This window comes from Thioclava sp. GXIMD2076 (genome assembly GCF_037949795.1).
GTDB lineage: Bacteria > Pseudomonadota > Alphaproteobacteria > Rhodobacterales > Rhodobacteraceae > Thioclava > Thioclava kandeliae.
The window spans coordinates 1-15,763 of sequence record NZ_CP149933.1; the positions used below are offsets into that span (position 1 = coordinate 1).

Sequence of the window (15,763 nt, forward strand, 5' to 3'; positions counted from 1 at the left end):
GTAGCGACAAACAGGGTGAGAGACCCTGTCGCCGAAAGTCCAAGGGTTCCTGCTTAAAGCTAATCTGAGCAGGGTAAGCCGGCCCCTAAGGCGAGGCCGAAAGGCGTAGTCGATGGGAACCAGGTTAATATTCCTGGGCCGTGAGATGGTGACGGATCTGAACCGTTGTTCGACCTTATCGGATTGGTCGGGCAGCCTACAGGTCCCTGGAAATAGCCTCTCTATAAGACCGTACCCGAAACCGACACAGGTGGACTGGTAGAGAATACCAAGGCGCTTGAGAGAACCACGTTTAAGGAACTCGGCAAAATGCCTCCGTAAGTTCGCGAGAAGGAGGCCCCATCTGTAGGCAACTATAGGTGGGGGGCACAAACTAGGGGGTGGCGACTGTTTACTTAAAACACAGGGCTGTGCGAAGCCGTAAGGCGACGTATACAGTCTGACGCCTGCCCGGTGCCGGAAGGTTAAAAGGAGGGGTGCAAGCTCTGAATTGAAGCCCCGGTAAACGGCGGCCGTAACTATAACGGTCCTAAGGTAGCGAAATTCCTTGTCGGGTAAGTTCCGACCTGCACGAATGGCGTAACGATCTCCCCGCTGTCTCAAACGTGGACTCAGCGAAATTGAACTGTGTGTCAAGATGCACACTACCCGCGGTTAGACGGAAAGACCCCATGAACCTTTACTACAGCTTCACACTGGCATCAGGATTGTGATGTGCAGGATAGGTGGTAGCCTTTGAAGCCGGAACGCTAGTTCCGGTGGAGGCATCCTTGAGATACCACCCTTCGCACTCTTGATGTCTAACCGCGGTCCGTTATCCGGATCCGGGACCCTGTGTGGCGGGTAGTTTGACTGGGGCGGTCGCCTCCCAAAGAGTAACGGAGGCGCGCGAAGGTGGGCTCAGACCGGTCGGAAATCGGTCGTTGAGTGCAATGGCAAAAGCCTGCCTGACTGCGAGACTGACAAGTCGAGCAGAGACGAAAGTCGGCCATAGTGATCCGGTGGTCCCAAGTGGGAGGGCCATCGCTCAACGGATAAAAGGTACTCTGGGGATAACAGGCTGATGGTGCCCAAGAGTCCATATCGACGGCACCGTTTGGCACCTCGATGTCGGCTCATCTCATCCTGGGGCTGGAGCAGGTCCCAAGGGTACGGCTGTTCGCCGTTTAAAGAGGTACGTGAGCTGGGTTTAGAACGTCGTGAGACAGTTCGGTCCCTATCTGCCGTGGGTGTAGGATACTTGAGAAGAGTTGCCCCTAGTACGAGAGGACCGGGGTGAACGGACCACTGGTGGACCAGTTATCGTGCCAACGGTAGTGCTGGGTAGCTATGTCCGGACAGGATAACCGCTGAAAGCATCTAAGCGGGAAGCCCCCTTCAAAACTAGGTATCCCTTGAGGGCCGTGGAAGACCACCACGTCGATAGGCTGGAGATGTAAGTGCAGTAATGCATTCAGTTGACCAGTACTAATTGCCCGATTGGCTTGATTTGATCCAGTAGTAGACAGACACTCCTACAGATCAAAATCATGCATACGAACACAACTTGACTTGGACGCTCTTTATTCGGTTTGGTGGTCATAGCGCTGGCTATACACCCGGTCCCATTCCGAACCCGGCCGTTAAGGGCCAACACGCCAATGGTACTGCGTCTCAAGACGTGGGAGAGTAGGTCACCGCCAAACCTAATAAAGAGCGTCAATCATCTCTATAACGATACCCCCCCAATCAGACACATCCTTACGCGGGATGGAGCAGCCCGGTAGCTCGTCAGGCTCATAACCTGAAGGTCGTAGGTTCAAATCCTACTCCCGCAACCAAATAAAAAGCCGTCTCATCAGAGGCGGCTTCGCGCATTCTTGACACAGCAAAAATAGACCGGAAAATCCGCTCAGAAGAGCGAATGAAGACGGGCATCAAGAGCCTCCGCCTGCAAAATCTCCAGACGCACAGGCAATGTCAGCACCTCACCACGCAAGGATGAAGGCAAACGCGCAGCGTCCTTCTCCGTCGTCACAAGCTGTAAACCATCCGCCTGCGCATCATGCAAAAGACGCGACAACAGCGCAGCCGTGAAAGGCTGGTGGTCACCAAGTGACTCCGTCCGAACAACCGACGCACCCAAGCCTCGTAGCGTATCGAAAAACTTCTCTGGATAACCAATCCCCGCAAACGCCAAACACCGCAATCCACGCCAGTCCATACCCGTCGGCAACGGGGCCAGGTGGCCAGTAAAATGAGGGCAGGGAAGATAAGCGCCCCAGCGCGACGCAAAACGCTCTTGCGCCGCAGCCTCCCCGATCGAAACAACAAGATCAGCCCGCGAAAGACCCGCAGATACAGGCTCCCGCAACGGACCCGCTGGAAGGCAAAGCCCGTTCCCAAAACCTCGACCCGCATCCACAACCACAATGCTCAGATCCTTCACAAGCGCAGGGTTCTGGTGACCGTCATCAAGCACAATCACATCCGCCCCCGCAGCACAGGCCGCAACACCGCCCGCCGCACGGTCCTTCGACACCCAGACAGGCGCAAAGGACGACAACAAAAGGGGCTCATCCCCGACAGCCGAGGCATCATGCACACGCGCATCAACCCGCACAGGACCAATCAACCGCCCACCATGCCCGCGAGAAACAATATGCGGTGCGTGACCGAGCGCCTGAAGGAGCTGCACAACCGCCATAACCGTCGGCGTCTTCCCCGTCCCGCCCGCATTGATGTTACCAACGCAGATAACCGGAATATTCAAACGCAACCCCTCACGACAAACGCGACGAGAAGTCGCATAGGCCGTCAGGCACCCGAGCGGGATCTTGCGTTGGGTCGACCGGTGCTGCCCAAGGGCCAGACCAAGCACGGCGTTCGGAGTTGCCGAGTTCCCGCCGGACATGGTCGATGCACTGACGACGACGCGAAGGGCTCAGAAGGGCTGCGCGTTCGGGGCTACAAACCCTCCACTGGAGGGTTTGCTACACGCCCCTCATCTTTGCAGCCTCCGTAAGGATCAGCTTGTCGAGCGTCAGATCCGACACGGCTCATCTGAGCCGCGTATTCTCCTGCTCGAGTTCCTTAAGCCGATTGAGCTGATCGCGGTTCATCCCGCCATACTCACGTCGCCTACGGTAATAGGTCCGGTTCGGGTCACACCAATCTGGCGAACCGCATCCGCCAGCTTCGCGCCTTGGCCCTGGCACAGGCCTCAACCTGACGCAGCTTCAGGACGATAGCTTCCGGCTTCTCGCATTTGCCTGCCATCCAAGTCGTCCTCCATAATACGGGATAAACTATCCCAAAAAATGGATCACTCAAGTGGGGCAAGACCAGGGCGCGGCTAGCGCGCTGTGATGGTCCGGTGCACGGGTGCGGGGATCAGGGTCGCGATCTTCTCCGCGCCTGCCATGCTGACATGGGTAGGGTTGAAATAGAGGACGCTGTCGGCTTCGGTCATCGGGCAGATCCCGTCACGGCACAGGCTGGCTGTCGGGTCGATCCATTGAAGGTCCAGCTCTCGCGCAAGGGCCTTTTGCTGTCCGGCCCATGACACAAGCATCGGTATCTGCGGATGCGCGGGCATGCTGAGCGTCGCCAGATCGCGTCCGAGCAGTTTGTAGGAGCCGGCAATCTGGGGAACATCCAGATCGGGATTGGGAATCTGTCCCAGCAGGATCACCTCCTTGCCGCCCGCAACCAGTGCCTCGACGACGGCGCGGTAGCCTTCTGCCATGCCCGCGAGATTCTCGGGATAGGCCGCGCGATTGGTGGCCAGAAGGACGGTCGAGATGGTGGGGTCTGCCACGAGCCCCGCCAGCATCGCCTTGTTCGCGCGCCGGCAATCCGGACGCCGAGGCATGTCGATGCCGATGACCGGCGGGCAGGCCGAGGCGGTGATCTGGCGCACCGCGCGGTCGTGCGAGAGGGCTGCCGAGAGTTCGGTGCCGTGGCTGTCACCCCAGACCGCGATCTCGGGCGGGGTGTCGCCCGACCCCAATATACAGGTGTCCCGATAGGGTAGGTGTTTATGGCAGCTTGCGCGCCATGGGCTGTAATCTTCGGCTCCGGCAAATAGTTGTAGCTCGGCCTGCGTGAAACGCTGGTGCATGCCCTTTTGCCACCAGATCCAGCCTGAACCGGCGATCAGGGCCAGCATCGCGCAGACGCCCGCCCGCAGGATCGGGCGTGTGGTCGGTATCTGGGCGAAGGGCTGCTCGATCAGGCGGTAGCTCAGCCAGCCCGCCAGACCCGATGCGGCAAGCGAAAGCCCCATGACCCAGATGGTCGGTTCCTCAGGCGACAGAAGACGCAGATAGGCCATGATCGGCCAGTGCCAGAGATAGAGCGAGTAGGAGATCGCGCCGAAGAATACGAGCACCGGATGCGAGAGCCAGAGCGCGATCCGCGTGGTGCCTGCGCGCCCTGCCCAGAGGATCAGTCCCGTCCCGAGAGTGGGCGGCACCGCCCAGAGGCCGGGGAAGGGGGTCCTGGAGGAAAGAAGGATCAGGCTGGCCAGCACAAGAGCCGCACCCGCGCTTGCGAGGACCGGACGCAGACGCGCGGGCGGGACGGGCGCGTAGGCCATCAGCGCGCCGGCCAGCAGCTCGAAGCCGCGGAACGGTGTTAGGAAATAGGCGGCGGTCGGATGGTCGAGCGACCATTGCGACAGCCCCAGCAGTGCCAGCACGCTCAGGAGCGTGATCCATGCCAGATGGCGGGCGGCGCGCTGCATCACCAGCCAGAGCACCAGCGGGAAGAGCAGATAGAACTGCTCCTCGACGGCAAGGGACCATGTATGCAGCAAGGGCCGCAGTTCGGCCGCTGTGTCGAAATATCCGCTATAGCGGTAGAAATCGACATTCGACAGGAAGATCGTGGCCGAGAGGGCATTGCGGGCCAGTTCCTCGAACTTCTCGGGGCTCAGGATCAGGGCGCCTACGGCCAGACAGACGAGCAGCATCGCGAAGAGCGCCGGAAAGATACGCCGGATGCGCTTGCGATAGAACTCGGCCAGAGAGAAGCGGCCCGTGGCGATATCGCGGCGCAGAAGAGCGCCGATCAGGAAGCCCGAGATCACGAAGAACATGTCCACCCCGACGAAACCGCCGGGCAGGGCATGGGGAAAGGCGTGGAAAAGGGTGACGGACAGAACGGCGATGGCCCGAAGGCCCTGAATATCGGCCCGGAAGGTTGCTGACATTTCGGGGCTGATCGGACGGTTCACGCGTTATTCCTGACACTGTTACACAACATGTCCATCTAACAGGGATGTGGTAAAGATCCGATTATCGGCAGTTGGCCCCAGTCACTGCACCAGCCCCAATATGCGGGGCAGCCAGAGGGGCACGGCCGGCACGAAGGTGATCAGGGCCAGCACCGCCAGCATCGACAGGAACGGCCAGAACATCTTGCGGGTGACCTGTATAACCGTGCGCTCGGCCACATTCGCCGCGACAAAGAGCGAGATCCCGTAGGGCGGGCTGACCGTGCCGATGGCGCAGTTGAGGATGATGACGATGCCGAAATGCACCGGATCGATCCCCAGTGACAGCGCCACCGGTGTCAGCACCGGCACCACGATCAGAAGGGCCGCGATGGTTTCCATGAACATACAGATGAACAGCAGGAGCACATTCATAAGGAGCAGGAAGACGGCAGGGCTCGAGGAGACCTCGCGCAGCCAGTTGCCCAGCAGGGCGGGGACGTTGTTGCTTGCGATCAGCCATGCAAAGACCGAGGCCGTGCCGATGATCAGCATGACCGAGGCCGCGATCGAGGCCGCGCGCAGGAACAGCGCGGGCAGATCCGAGAGTTTGAGTTCGCGATAGACGAACATCCCGACCAATAGCCCATAGAAGGCGGCTACCGCCGAGGCCTCTGTCGGGGTAAAAACACCGCCCAGGATGCCCACCAGAATGATAACGGGCATCACCATCGCGGGGATCGCGGCCCATCCGGCCCTGAGCAGGCGGGCAAGGCTGAAGCGTTCGGTCTCGAGATATTGCGGACCGCCGCGCTTGGCATGGATATAGGCGTTGAGCATCAGGAGCGCGATGCATATCAGCCCCGGCACCACGCCTGCCATGAAAAGTGCCCCGATCGAGATATTGGTGATCACCGCGAGCACAACCATGGTCAGGCTGGGTGGGATGACGGCTGCCATTGCCCCGGCCGAGGCGATGATGACCGCGCCGAAATCGACATCATAGCGTTTGCGTTTGAGCGCGGGTTGCATGATCGCCGAGACGGCCGCCACATCTGCAGAGCCCGAACCCGAGATGGCGGCAAGTCCCGTGGCCGCAAGGCAGGAAACCTGCAGCAGCGAGCCCGTGACCCAGCCCATCATCGCGGTCGCGAAATCGACGATGCGGCGCGAGATACCGCCTGCATCCATCACTAGCCCCGCCAGCACGAAGAAGGGGATGGCCATCAGCGTGAAGGAGTTAAGCCCCGCGAAGATCCGCTGGCTGACGATGGAGACGGGAATATCGGTGGTCAGCAGCAACGACCCCACCGCTGAGGCGCCGAGCACGAAAACCACGGGCACGCCCAGAGACAGAAGCGCCACGAAGGCAATAACAATGACAATCATCAGGCGGCCTCGTCGAGCGCTGGAACATCGGGTCGGGGGAAGGGGTCGTTCCAGCGACGGATGCAGGCATCGAGTGCCTCGATCATCATGTAGATACCCGCGACGGGCATGGTCATGTAGATATACATCATCGGGAGGCCCAGAGCGGGCGATGTCTGGAATTTGCCGAAGGCGATGAGCGGTTGGGTGCCGTAGCAAAGCACTGCCAGGAAGGCGATGATGACCGCATTGATCGCCACGAGCACCACACGGGCCGCGTTGCGCGGGAGCAGGGCAGGGAGCATATCTATGGCTACATGCTGGCCGCGGGCCAAGGCGATACCCGAACCGAACAGCACCAGAAGGATCTGTGCGAAGGTCGCGATCTCGGAGGCGGACGAGATCGGATAGTCGAAGAGATAGCGCCCTGCCACCTGAACAAGGACCGAGACCAGCATGACGCCCAGAAGTGCGACGACGATCCCTGATACGACAAGGCGCAAGGCCCTGCTGAGCTTATGCACGAAATTGGCAAACCATGACATGGGCAGACCTCCGGTAGTGGGAGGCGAGGGGGCGCCCCCCTCGCGATTGCATCAGTTGACCGCGTTGATCATCTCGTAGAGTTCTTTCTTGCGGTCATCATCGAGATATTTCTCCTTCACACCGGCCGCGGCCTCGCGGAAGGGCGCGGTGTCGGGATGGGTAATCGTCACGCCCGCCTCTTTCAGCTTCTCGAGTTTCTCCGCATCGCTCTTGACGTAATACTGGCGCTCGAAGCTGCCGGCTTGCATGCCCGCATCCAGAAGCGCTTTCTGCTGGTCTGCGGGCAGCTTGTCGAAGGCCGCTTTGCCCATGACAACGGGGGCCACCAGCTGCAGCCAGCCGACCATCGCCCAATCGGGAGCCACCTCGTAGAACTTTTGCGAGTAGTAGTTGGTATTAGCGGCATCGGCGCCATCCACCACGCCCGTTTCCAGCGCACCATAAAGTTCGGTATAGGGCAGTGGTGCGGGATTCGCGCCGAACGCCTTGAACGCATCGATATGGGCGGGGTTCTGGATGACACGGATCTTCTCGCCCTTCAGGTCATCGATCGAGTTGATCGGTTTCTTGGTCATGATATGACGCTCGCCCGCCGAGAACAGCGCCAGCAGCTTGAACCCCCGCTCTTCGAGAATGGTCGAGACCAGATTGAAGATCTTCGGATCATTCAGCGCCTTGTCCATCTGTTCGGAGCTCTTGAAAATATAGGGCAGCGAGAAGGTCGCCAGATCGGGGGCGAAGTTTGCCAGTGCTTCGTTGGCGGCCACGGCGATATCCACGGTGCCCATCTGGGTGCCCTGGATGCTTTCCATCTCGTCGCCCAGCTGCGCATTGGGGAAGCTCTTGATGGTGAGGCTGCCATCGGTGTCCTTGGCCACAATCTCGGCCATCTTGTCGAGACCCACGCCATAGGGCTCGTCGGCATTGGCGTTATGCGAGGCGCGCAGCTCGGCGGCTTGGGTGGCAAGTGTAGTGGCAAGCGTGAGGGCGGAAGCCATCAGAAGCGAATGAAGTGTCATGGTTATCCCTGTTTTTTTGGTCATTTGTTGTGGTTAGACGTTGGGGCCTACCCGAGCAGTCCCAACTCGGGGGCAGTAAGGATAGCGCGCAGTTTTGGCGCGGCGGCCGCGGGAAGCGGCAGGCGGGGCGAGCGCGGCGGCCCCATATCCTGCCCGATCATGCGCATCGCGGCCTTGGTTGCGGGCACATAGAGATCACCGCCGAGGGCGTTGATCAGCGGCAGCATGCGGCGGTAAAGTGCGCGGCTTGCCTCCCAGTCGGTCAGATTGCGTGCGCGTGTGACCAGCTCTGTCGAGAGCGTGGGTGCGATGTTGGAGACGACGGAGCTATAGCCCACGGCTCCTGCGAGGCAGGATTCCCACGGGTAATAGCCCGCGAAGACCTCCAGCCGTCCCTGACACAGGTCGAGGATCTCGGTCACGCGATGGACGTTTTTCGAGGTATCTTTCACATAGAGGATATTGTCGATCTCGCTCAGCCGCGCCAGATCTGTGGCAGTGATGTCGATATTGGCGGTGAAGGGGTTATTATAGACCATCACCGGAAGGCTCAGAGACTCTGCCACGCGGCGGAAATGGGTGAAACGTTCTTCTGGCGTAGGGCTGGAATAGAAGGGCGCGATCACCATAACCCCATCGGCCCCAAGTGCTTCGGCCTCCTGCGACAGGCTGATCGTTTCCTCGGTCGACTCGGCGGCCGAGCCGATCAGCACCGGCACACGGCCCCGCGCCGTGCGGATCACGCATTCGGCCACGGCGCTGCGTTCCTCGCGTGATAGCGAGAGAAACTCGCCCGTGCTGCCCAGCGGGATCAGCCCGTCCACGCCCTGCGCGATCTGCCACTCGACATAGCCGGCCATCCGCTCCAGATCGAGCGCGCCGCTCTGGTCGAAGGCTGTCAGGCAGACGGTATAATTGCCGCGAAACGGCGTGTGAGCCATCAGTCATGACCTCAAATAACCTGTTGCTACTCACATTATTTGATATATTTTGGTCGTCAATGGGCGGATTTGATGAAATCAAAGGCTTGAGCTGGCGTTTCTCTGGCAGGAGGGGCCGTGTGGCTCTGGAAGGAAATAGCGATGCCATTTATGGAAATATCTGATTTTGGCGGGCCTTTAGAGGCGCGTAAGGCGGCCGCTGAGGAGGCGACCAGGGCGCTTGTGGAGGCCTATAAGGTAAGCCCCGACATCGTCACCTGCTATTTCCATGATTCTCGTGATGCCTATGCCCATGCCGGAAAATTTGGCGAAGATGCCGAAAAAAAGCGCATTTTTATAAAACTTCACGCCTTTCCTCGGCCGAAAGACCAGCAGAATCGCGCCGCGCGCGCCTTGGCTACGGCCTTTGCCGAGAGCTACGGCCTGCCGCTGGCGCATGTGGCCATCTATTTCGTCGCCCGTGACGAGACGGATGCCTATCATGGCGGCATCTCTGCCGCTGATATGAAACAGACGCGCTCGCGCAATAGTTGATACAAAAAACAGGGACGATTATGCAGAGATACTTCAGCGAAGATGTAGCGATGATCGACGATATGGCCGCGCGCTTTGCCGCCGACGTCATCGCACCCGCCGCCGCCGCCCTCGACAAGGCCGGAGATTTCCCCGCGGATCTTTACAAGGCAATGGCCGGACAGGGACTGTTCGGCGTGGCGCTGGAGGAGGAGGCCGGCGGATCGGGCTTCGGGGCGCTGGCCGCCTGCGCGGTGATGGAACGTCTGGCAGGGGCGTCGGGCGCTGTCGGCAATGCCTTTGCCATCCCGACCGAGGCCGTGCGCGTCCTCCATCACCATGGCAACGACACCCAGCGCGCGCTGATCCCCGGCATTCTGGCAGGCGAGATCATCCCCAGCTGTGCGGTCACCGAACCCGATGCGGGCTCGGATGTCTCGGCCATGCGCACCCGCGCGGTGCGCGATGGTGACGACTGGGTGATCTCGGGCACCAAGGCATGGGTCACCTTCGGTCGCGTGGCCGATATGATCATGGTGTTTGTCAAGACCGATCCCGATGCGGGCTATCGCGGCATTAGCGCCTTTGTGGTGGATATGAATACACCCGGCATCTCGCGCGGGAAATCCGAGGAGCTGATGGGCATGCACGGTCTGGCCGAATGTCAGGTCAGCTTCGACGAGGTCCGCGTGCCCGCCACTGCCCTTCTGGGCGAGGAAGGCCGCGCCTTCAAGATGGCGATGGATAACTTCAACTTCTCGCGGCTTCTGATGTCGGCGATGGCGCTTGGCATGGCGCAGGCGGGGATGGAGGATGCGATGGCCTATGCCACCACCCGCAAGCAGTTCGGCGTGCCGATCTTCGAGCATCAGGCCGTGCAGTTCATGATCGCCGATATGTCGAAGGACATCACCGCCGCGCGTCTGATGATCCATCATGCCGCGCGCATGTCCGATGATGGTCTGCCCTATGCGCTGGAGGCCGCGCAGGCCAAGCTGTTCACCACCGATATGGCGCAGGTGCATATTTCCAACGCGCTCCAGATCCATGGCGGGAACGGCTATTCGCGCGAATACCGGATCGAGCGTCTCTATCGCGACGTCCGCCTGTCGCAGATCTATGAGGGCACCAACCAGATCCAGCGCGTGATCATCGCCCGCAATCTCGAGAAGCAGTATCAATGAGCCTGAGCATTCTTACCGCCGCAGAGGCGGCCAATCTCGTCCGTCCCGATCAGGTGCTAGTGGTGGGCGGCAATGGCGGCACCGGTGTCCCCGAGGCGATCCTCGAGGCGCTCGAGACCCGTTTCCATGACACCCGCTCGCCCTCGAACCTGACGCTGATCCATGTCACGGGCATTGGGGCCGTGACCGAAAAGGGCCTGTGCCGGCTAGCGCATGAGGGCATGGTCTCGCGCGTGTTCGGGTCCAATTTCGGGCTGCAACTGCCGCTGATGAAGCTGATCGTCGAGAACCGTGTGGCGGGCTACAACCTGCCGCAGGGCGTCATGAGCCAGATGTTCCGCGCGCAGGCCGGCAAGATGCCGGGGGTTGTGACCCATGTGGGGCTCGGCACCTATATGGACCCCCGTCAGGATGGCGGGCGGATGAATGCCCGCGCCGAGGAGCCCTTTGTCGAACTGACCGAGCTGGCCGGGCGCGAATGGCTGTTCTACCGGATGCCCTTGCCAGATATCTGCATCCTGCGCGGCACCTCGGCCGATGAGGATGGCTATATCGCTATGGAACATGAGGCAACGACTCGCGAGGATATGTCGATCGCCCAAGCCGTCCATAACAATGGCGGCACGGTCATCGTGCAGGTGAAACGGCTGGTGAAACGTGGCTCTCTGCATCCGCAACTGGTGAAGATTCCGGGCTTTCTGGTGGATCACGTCGTGGTCGAACCCGAGCAGATGCAGACCTATACCACGGGCTATGACCCCGCGCGCTGCGGCGAGACCCGCGTGCCGATTTCCTCGATTGCGCCCGATCCGCTGACCGAGCGCCGTGTGATCGCGCGCCGTGCCGCGATGGAGCTACGCTCTGACGAGGTGGTCAATCTCGGGGTGGGTGTGTCGGCGATGATCCCCAATGTTACCGCCGAGGAGGGGATCGAGGATATGATCACCCTCACCGTCGAGGCAGGTGTCATCGGCGGCGTTCCGGGCTATGCGCGCGAATTCGGCACCGCCTATAACCCACGGGCGATTATCGACCAGCCCTATCAGTTCGACTTCTACGATGGTGGCGGGCTGGATTGCGCTTTCCTGTCCTTTGCCGAGGTCGATCCCGAGGGCAACGTCAATGTCACCCGCTTTGGTGACCGCTATGATGGCGCGGGCGGCTTTATCGACATCACCCAGAACGCCAAACGGTTGGTCTTCTCGGGCACGCTGACGGGTGGCGGGCTGCGCTGCGCACCCGCCGAGGGCGAGATGAAGATCACCACCGAAGGACGGATGCGCAAATTCGTCGGGAAAGTCGGCCAGATCAGCTTCAACGGCGCGCAGGCGCGGGCCAAGGGGCAGGAGGTCACCTTTGTGACTGAACGCGCGGTCTTCCGGCTCGAGGCGGATGGTCTGGTGCTGGTCGAAGTGGCACCCGGTGTGCGGCTGCGCGAGGATGTGCTCGACCAGATGGCCTTCGCGCCGCGCATCAGCGAGACGCTCAAACTGATGGAGGCCGCTCTGTTCCGGACCGGCGCGATGGATCTCAAAACCCGTCTGACAGGAGAGAATAATGGCCACTGAAGCACAGATGCAGGCCTGCCTTGCGGGCATCGGCCCCGAGGGTCTGTTCTATGAGGATATCGAGGTCGGCGCCGAATTCGTGACCTCGGACCATGAGATCACCCGCGAGGGGATCGCGATCTTCGGCAAGGTGACGCTGGATGAACACCCGCTGCATGTCGATGAGGACTATGCCCGCAAGGCCGGTTTTCCGGGGCTCATCGCGCATGGTCTGTTCGGCCTGTCCCTGATGGAGGGCCTGAAGACGCGGCTGCATCTTTATGACCAAAGCTCGATTGCCTCGCTTGGCTGGGATGCGGTGAAATTCCGTGCGCCCATCCTGCCCGGGGACCGCGTGTATGTCTGGATGAGGTTTTCGGGCGCGCGGGCTTCGTCCTCGCGCCCTGCAGGCATTGTCACGGAAGAGGTCGAATTGCGCCGCGCCGATGGTAGGGTCTTGATTTCGGCCCAACATCTGTCTTTCATCAGAGCGAAGGCAGAGACGCTCGCGGAGGGCACATGACCGACCTAGAGGCCCAGATCGAGCCCGCACGGCAGGAGAATGCCGTCGAGACCGCAAGCCACAATTTGCGCAATGCGATCCTGTCGGGCAAGTTCCGCCCCGGCGAGCGGTTGAAACTGGCAGCCCTTACGAAGATGTTCGACTGCTCGGTCATGCCGCTGCGCGAGGCCTTGCGCCTGCTCGAAGGGCAGGGACTGATCGAATTCAGCCCCAACAAGGGCGCGGTGGTGCGCCGGATCGATCATAAATACGTCTCCGATCTCTATGACCTGAATACCGAGTTGCGGATCATGGCGCTGCGCGGGCTGCGCGATTGCCTGACGCTGGACAAGATCGCGCAGCTGGAGGCGCATCAGCGCGCCTATCAGCAGGCGGTGGATCAGGGCGATGACGAGGCGGCCCTGCGCCATAACCGCGGGTTCAATGCGCTGATCGTGCAGTTCGGCGGCAACGACGAGGCATTGCGGATCTTCAGCCATGGCTGGGAGATGATTTACGCGTTCCGCCATAGCTTCGGCTATGGCAGCGCGCGCAGGCAGGGCCTCGCGCTGGAGATGGCGCTGATCGTCGAGGCGCTCAAACGCCATGATTTCAAACAGGTCGAGGCGCTGTTGCGGATGCAGAATGCCGCCGTGCGCGAGGACCTCTTCGAGCGGCTGCCCCCCGCAGGGGCCTGAGCCGGACATACCGCCCGCCGAGCGACGCCCGCTCTGCGGGGCGACATCAATAAGGATAGACTGATGACCAGAGTCACCAGCGCCGCTTTGCGCGGCGTGACCGTTGCTACGACCGTGCCCTTCACCGGGGACGGATCGATCGACTGGAAAGGCTACGAGGCCACGCTCGAGCACTGCGCGCGGGCCGAACAGGCGGCCTGCGTGTTCGTGAACGGCCATGCGGGCGAGGCCACCGCCATGACCGCATCCGAACGTGCCGAGGTGCTGCGCGTGACCCGCGCCTTTGTGGCCGATGGCCGCCCGCTGATGGCAGGGGTCGTTCCGACCGGCCTGCCGCAGGCGCTCTCGCAGATCGAGGCGGCGCTAGAGGGCGGGGCCGATGTCGTGACCATCTTCCCGCCCGAAGCCATTGCCGGTGGCAATGCCGCAACCCAGGCGGGCCCCAGGTTCTTCGAGGCCTTGCAGAAGGAATTCCCGCAAGTGCCGCTCTCGGTGTTCCAGTTCCCCGTAGCCTCGGGCTTCGGCTTCTCGACGCCGATGCTGGCCGAGATCGCCGCCATCGACACGGTGGTGGCCATCAAGGAGGGGTCGGGCACGATCCTCGCCTATGAGGAAAATGTCCGTGCGGTGAAGGCAAAGGCGCCCGATGTCGCCATTTTGGCCTCGAATTTCAACTGGTTCTTCGCGCAGGTGGCCTTTGGTGCCGATGGCATCCTTTCGGGGTTGGCAAGCGTCGCGCCACGTCTGCTCAACCGCCTCTGGGCGGCCTCCGAGGCGCAGGATCTGGCAGCAATGCGTGCCGCCTATGACGCGCTCTATCCGGTGGTGCAATCCATCTATCATCCCGCGCCGGTGGTCGATATGCATACCCGCATCAAGGAAGGGCTCGTGGCGTTAGGCGTAATCGACCGCTCGACCCCGCGTCTGCCGCTCTTGCCGGTGACGCCGGAGCTTGCGGCGCAGTTGCACGAGGTCTTCACCACGATCGGCCGCGATAACGCCTGACGGCATCGGATGGGGAAGGAGAACGAGGCCCCCTCGCTGCCGCGGATGGGGCCTCGTATGTGCGCGCAGAGCTTATTGCGGTTGAAGAATGTCTGTCGGCACGTCATCTAGGCATTAGCGCGATGCTCGAACGGTGTTTCGCGCAATAGGATTGCCAGCCACCCCCCGCTGAGGGGGACCGCCAGCTTTGCATGCTCCCCGCCCGAAGGCGGGAGCGAACGGCTGGAGAAGGCGATTGGCACACAGGATCACCATTCCACGATTGGCGCAGGCGGCAGGGGTGAGCGCCTCGACGGTTGACCGCATCCTGAACGGGCGGGGCGCCGTGCAGAAGGCAACCCGCGAGCATGTGCTGGCGGTGGCCGAGGCGATCGGGTTCCACGGTGTGCCCGTGCTGCGCCGCCGCGCGGCGGAAGGGGCAGGGACCAAGCGGCTGGGCTTCGTGCTGCCGCAGGGCAACGGCCTCTATCGCGATATCGGTGCGGCGCTGAGCGAGGCGGCGCAGATCTGCGCAAGGCCCGAACTGCGCTATTATGACGAGACCGACCCCGCCACGGCGGCCATCATCTTGCAGGAGCTTGCGCAGTCCTGCGATGCGCTCGGGGTCATGTGCCCCGATGATCCGGTGCTTGTGCAGACCCTCGGGGAGCTTGCGCAGAGGCAGGTGCCGGTCTGGACGCTGCTGTCGGATCTGCCGCAGGCCGCGCGGGCGGGGTTTGTGGGGCTTGATGCCTTCCGGCTCGGGCGGAGTGCGGGCTGGTTCATGGAGCGGCTTCTTCCGCAGGGCGGCAAGGTCGCGGTGATCTGCGGCGCGTCCGGTTTTGCCGCGCAAAGCGACTGTGCCGCAGGGTTCGCAGCCTGTCTTGCGGGCCTTGGAATGGATCTGGTGTCGCGGCTCGATTGCGGCGAAAGCGACGCGACCTGCCGCAATCGCCTCTACCGTCTGCTTGGCCAGCAGCCCGATATCCGCGGGCTCTATGTGATCGGGGCGGGAATGGCGGGCGCGATCGGGGCGCTGAAACTGCTCGACCGGCCCGATATCGCGGTGATCGGCACCTATCGCGATCCCTATGTCGCGGCGGCGATGGCGCAGGGCTGGGTGGATGTCGTCCTGAGCCATTCCTTCGAGGGGCTGGCGCGCGCGGCGGTGGCACGGATGGTCCTGCCCATCGGCCATACGGGCGCGCCGGTCATGGCGCATCTGCCGCAGGAGATCCTGATCAGCGAGGGTCTTTAGAGCATC

13 protein-coding genes, 1 tRNA gene, 1 rRNA gene, 1 pseudogene and 1 other annotated feature are annotated in these 15,763 nt (G+C 61.7%); of the genes and pseudogenes, 9 read left to right on the forward strand and 7 right to left on the reverse strand.

Translation table 11 applies throughout. The features are described from left to right. Window positions 1–1,492 (forward strand) — a sequence feature (23S ribosomal RNA rRNA prediction is too short). Window positions 1,493–1,570: 78 nt separating this feature from the next. Together rrf and WDB91_RS13950 are read left to right on the forward strand one after the other, a co-directional pair. Then, window positions 1,571–1,685, forward strand: a 5S ribosomal RNA gene (gene rrf, locus WDB91_RS13945). A 58-nt stretch (window positions 1,686–1,743) separates the two neighbouring features. Continuing rightward, window positions 1,744–1,820 (forward strand) — tRNA-Met (locus WDB91_RS13950). Between the two features lie 71 nt (window positions 1,821–1,891). Here the strand turns inward: WDB91_RS13950 and lpxK are convergent. The 7 genes and pseudogenes from lpxK to WDB91_RS13985 all read right to left on the reverse strand — a co-directional run bounded on the left by lpxK (window position 1,892) and on the right by WDB91_RS13985 (window position 9,071). Further along, window positions 1,892–2,815, reverse strand: a complete 924-nt coding sequence (lpxK, locus tag WDB91_RS13955) for a tetraacyldisaccharide 4'-kinase (protein WP_339115101.1) — start codon at window positions 2,813–2,815, stop codon at window positions 1,892–1,894. After that, window positions 2,804–3,258, reverse strand: a pseudogene (locus tag WDB91_RS13960) (transposase); the annotation flags it as partial. The gene lpxK and the pseudogene WDB91_RS13960, both read right to left, overlap by 12 nt. A 76-nt stretch (window positions 3,259–3,334) precedes the next feature. Continuing rightward, window positions 3,335–5,218, reverse strand: a complete 1,884-nt coding sequence (locus WDB91_RS13965; protein WP_339114804.1) for an acyltransferase family protein — start codon at window positions 5,216–5,218, stop codon at window positions 3,335–3,337. A gap of 81 nt (window positions 5,219–5,299) precedes the next feature. Then, window positions 5,300–6,586 (reverse strand): TRAP transporter large permease, encoded by a 1,287-nt coding sequence (locus WDB91_RS13970; protein WP_339114805.1) that lies wholly within the window; start codon window positions 6,584–6,586, stop codon window positions 5,300–5,302. Further along, a complete protein-coding gene (locus WDB91_RS13975) occupies window positions 6,586–7,110 on the reverse strand; it encodes a TRAP transporter small permease (protein ID WP_339114806.1) in 525 nt (174 codons plus the stop codon). The genes WDB91_RS13970 and WDB91_RS13975 overlap by 1 nt, the downstream gene beginning before the upstream one ends. Before the next feature lie 51 nt (window positions 7,111–7,161). Beyond that, window positions 7,162–8,130, reverse strand: coding sequence for a TRAP transporter substrate-binding protein (locus tag WDB91_RS13980; RefSeq protein ID WP_339114807.1), 969 nt, complete (start codon window positions 8,128–8,130; stop codon window positions 7,162–7,164). 47 nt (window positions 8,131–8,177) lie between these two features. After that, window positions 8,178–9,071 (reverse strand): dihydrodipicolinate synthase family protein, encoded by an 894-nt coding sequence (locus tag WDB91_RS13985; RefSeq protein ID WP_339114808.1) that lies wholly within the window; start codon window positions 9,069–9,071, stop codon window positions 8,178–8,180. A 117-nt stretch (window positions 9,072–9,188) separates the two neighbouring features. Between WDB91_RS13985 and WDB91_RS13990 the strand changes: the two genes are divergently transcribed. The 7 genes from WDB91_RS13990 (at window position 9,189) to WDB91_RS14020 (ending at window position 15,757) form a co-directional block, all read left to right on the forward strand. Beyond that, window positions 9,189–9,605 (forward strand): hypothetical protein, encoded by a 417-nt coding sequence (locus tag WDB91_RS13990; RefSeq protein WP_339114809.1) that lies wholly within the window; start codon window positions 9,189–9,191, stop codon window positions 9,603–9,605. A 20-nt stretch (window positions 9,606–9,625) separates the two neighbouring features. Beyond that, a complete protein-coding gene (locus WDB91_RS13995) occupies window positions 9,626–10,768 on the forward strand; it encodes an acyl-CoA dehydrogenase family protein (RefSeq protein WP_339114810.1) in 1,143 nt (380 codons plus the stop codon). Next, a complete protein-coding gene (locus WDB91_RS14000; RefSeq protein ID WP_339114811.1) occupies window positions 10,765–12,336 on the forward strand; it encodes a CoA-transferase in 1,572 nt (523 codons plus the stop codon). The genes WDB91_RS13995 and WDB91_RS14000 overlap by 4 nt, the downstream gene beginning before the upstream one ends. Then, window positions 12,326–12,838: a MaoC family dehydratase gene (locus WDB91_RS14005; RefSeq protein WP_339114812.1), complete on the forward strand. Its 513-nt coding sequence runs from the start codon at window positions 12,326–12,328 to the stop codon at window positions 12,836–12,838. Before WDB91_RS14000 ends, WDB91_RS14005 begins: the two co-directional genes overlap by 11 nt. Then, window positions 12,835–13,515 (forward strand): GntR family transcriptional regulator, encoded by a 681-nt coding sequence (locus WDB91_RS14010; protein ID WP_339114813.1) that lies wholly within the window; start codon window positions 12,835–12,837, stop codon window positions 13,513–13,515. The genes WDB91_RS14005 and WDB91_RS14010 overlap by 4 nt, the downstream gene beginning before the upstream one ends. A gap of 63 nt (window positions 13,516–13,578) precedes the next feature. Then, window positions 13,579–14,520, forward strand: coding sequence for a dihydrodipicolinate synthase family protein (locus tag WDB91_RS14015; RefSeq protein ID WP_339114814.1), 942 nt, complete (start codon window positions 13,579–13,581; stop codon window positions 14,518–14,520). Window positions 14,521–14,755: 235 nt separating this feature from the next. Continuing rightward, entirely contained in the window at window positions 14,756–15,757 is a 1,002-nt protein-coding gene (locus WDB91_RS14020) for a LacI family DNA-binding transcriptional regulator (RefSeq protein WP_339114815.1), read from the forward strand. The last annotated feature ends 6 nt before the right edge of the window (window positions 15,758–15,763 follow it).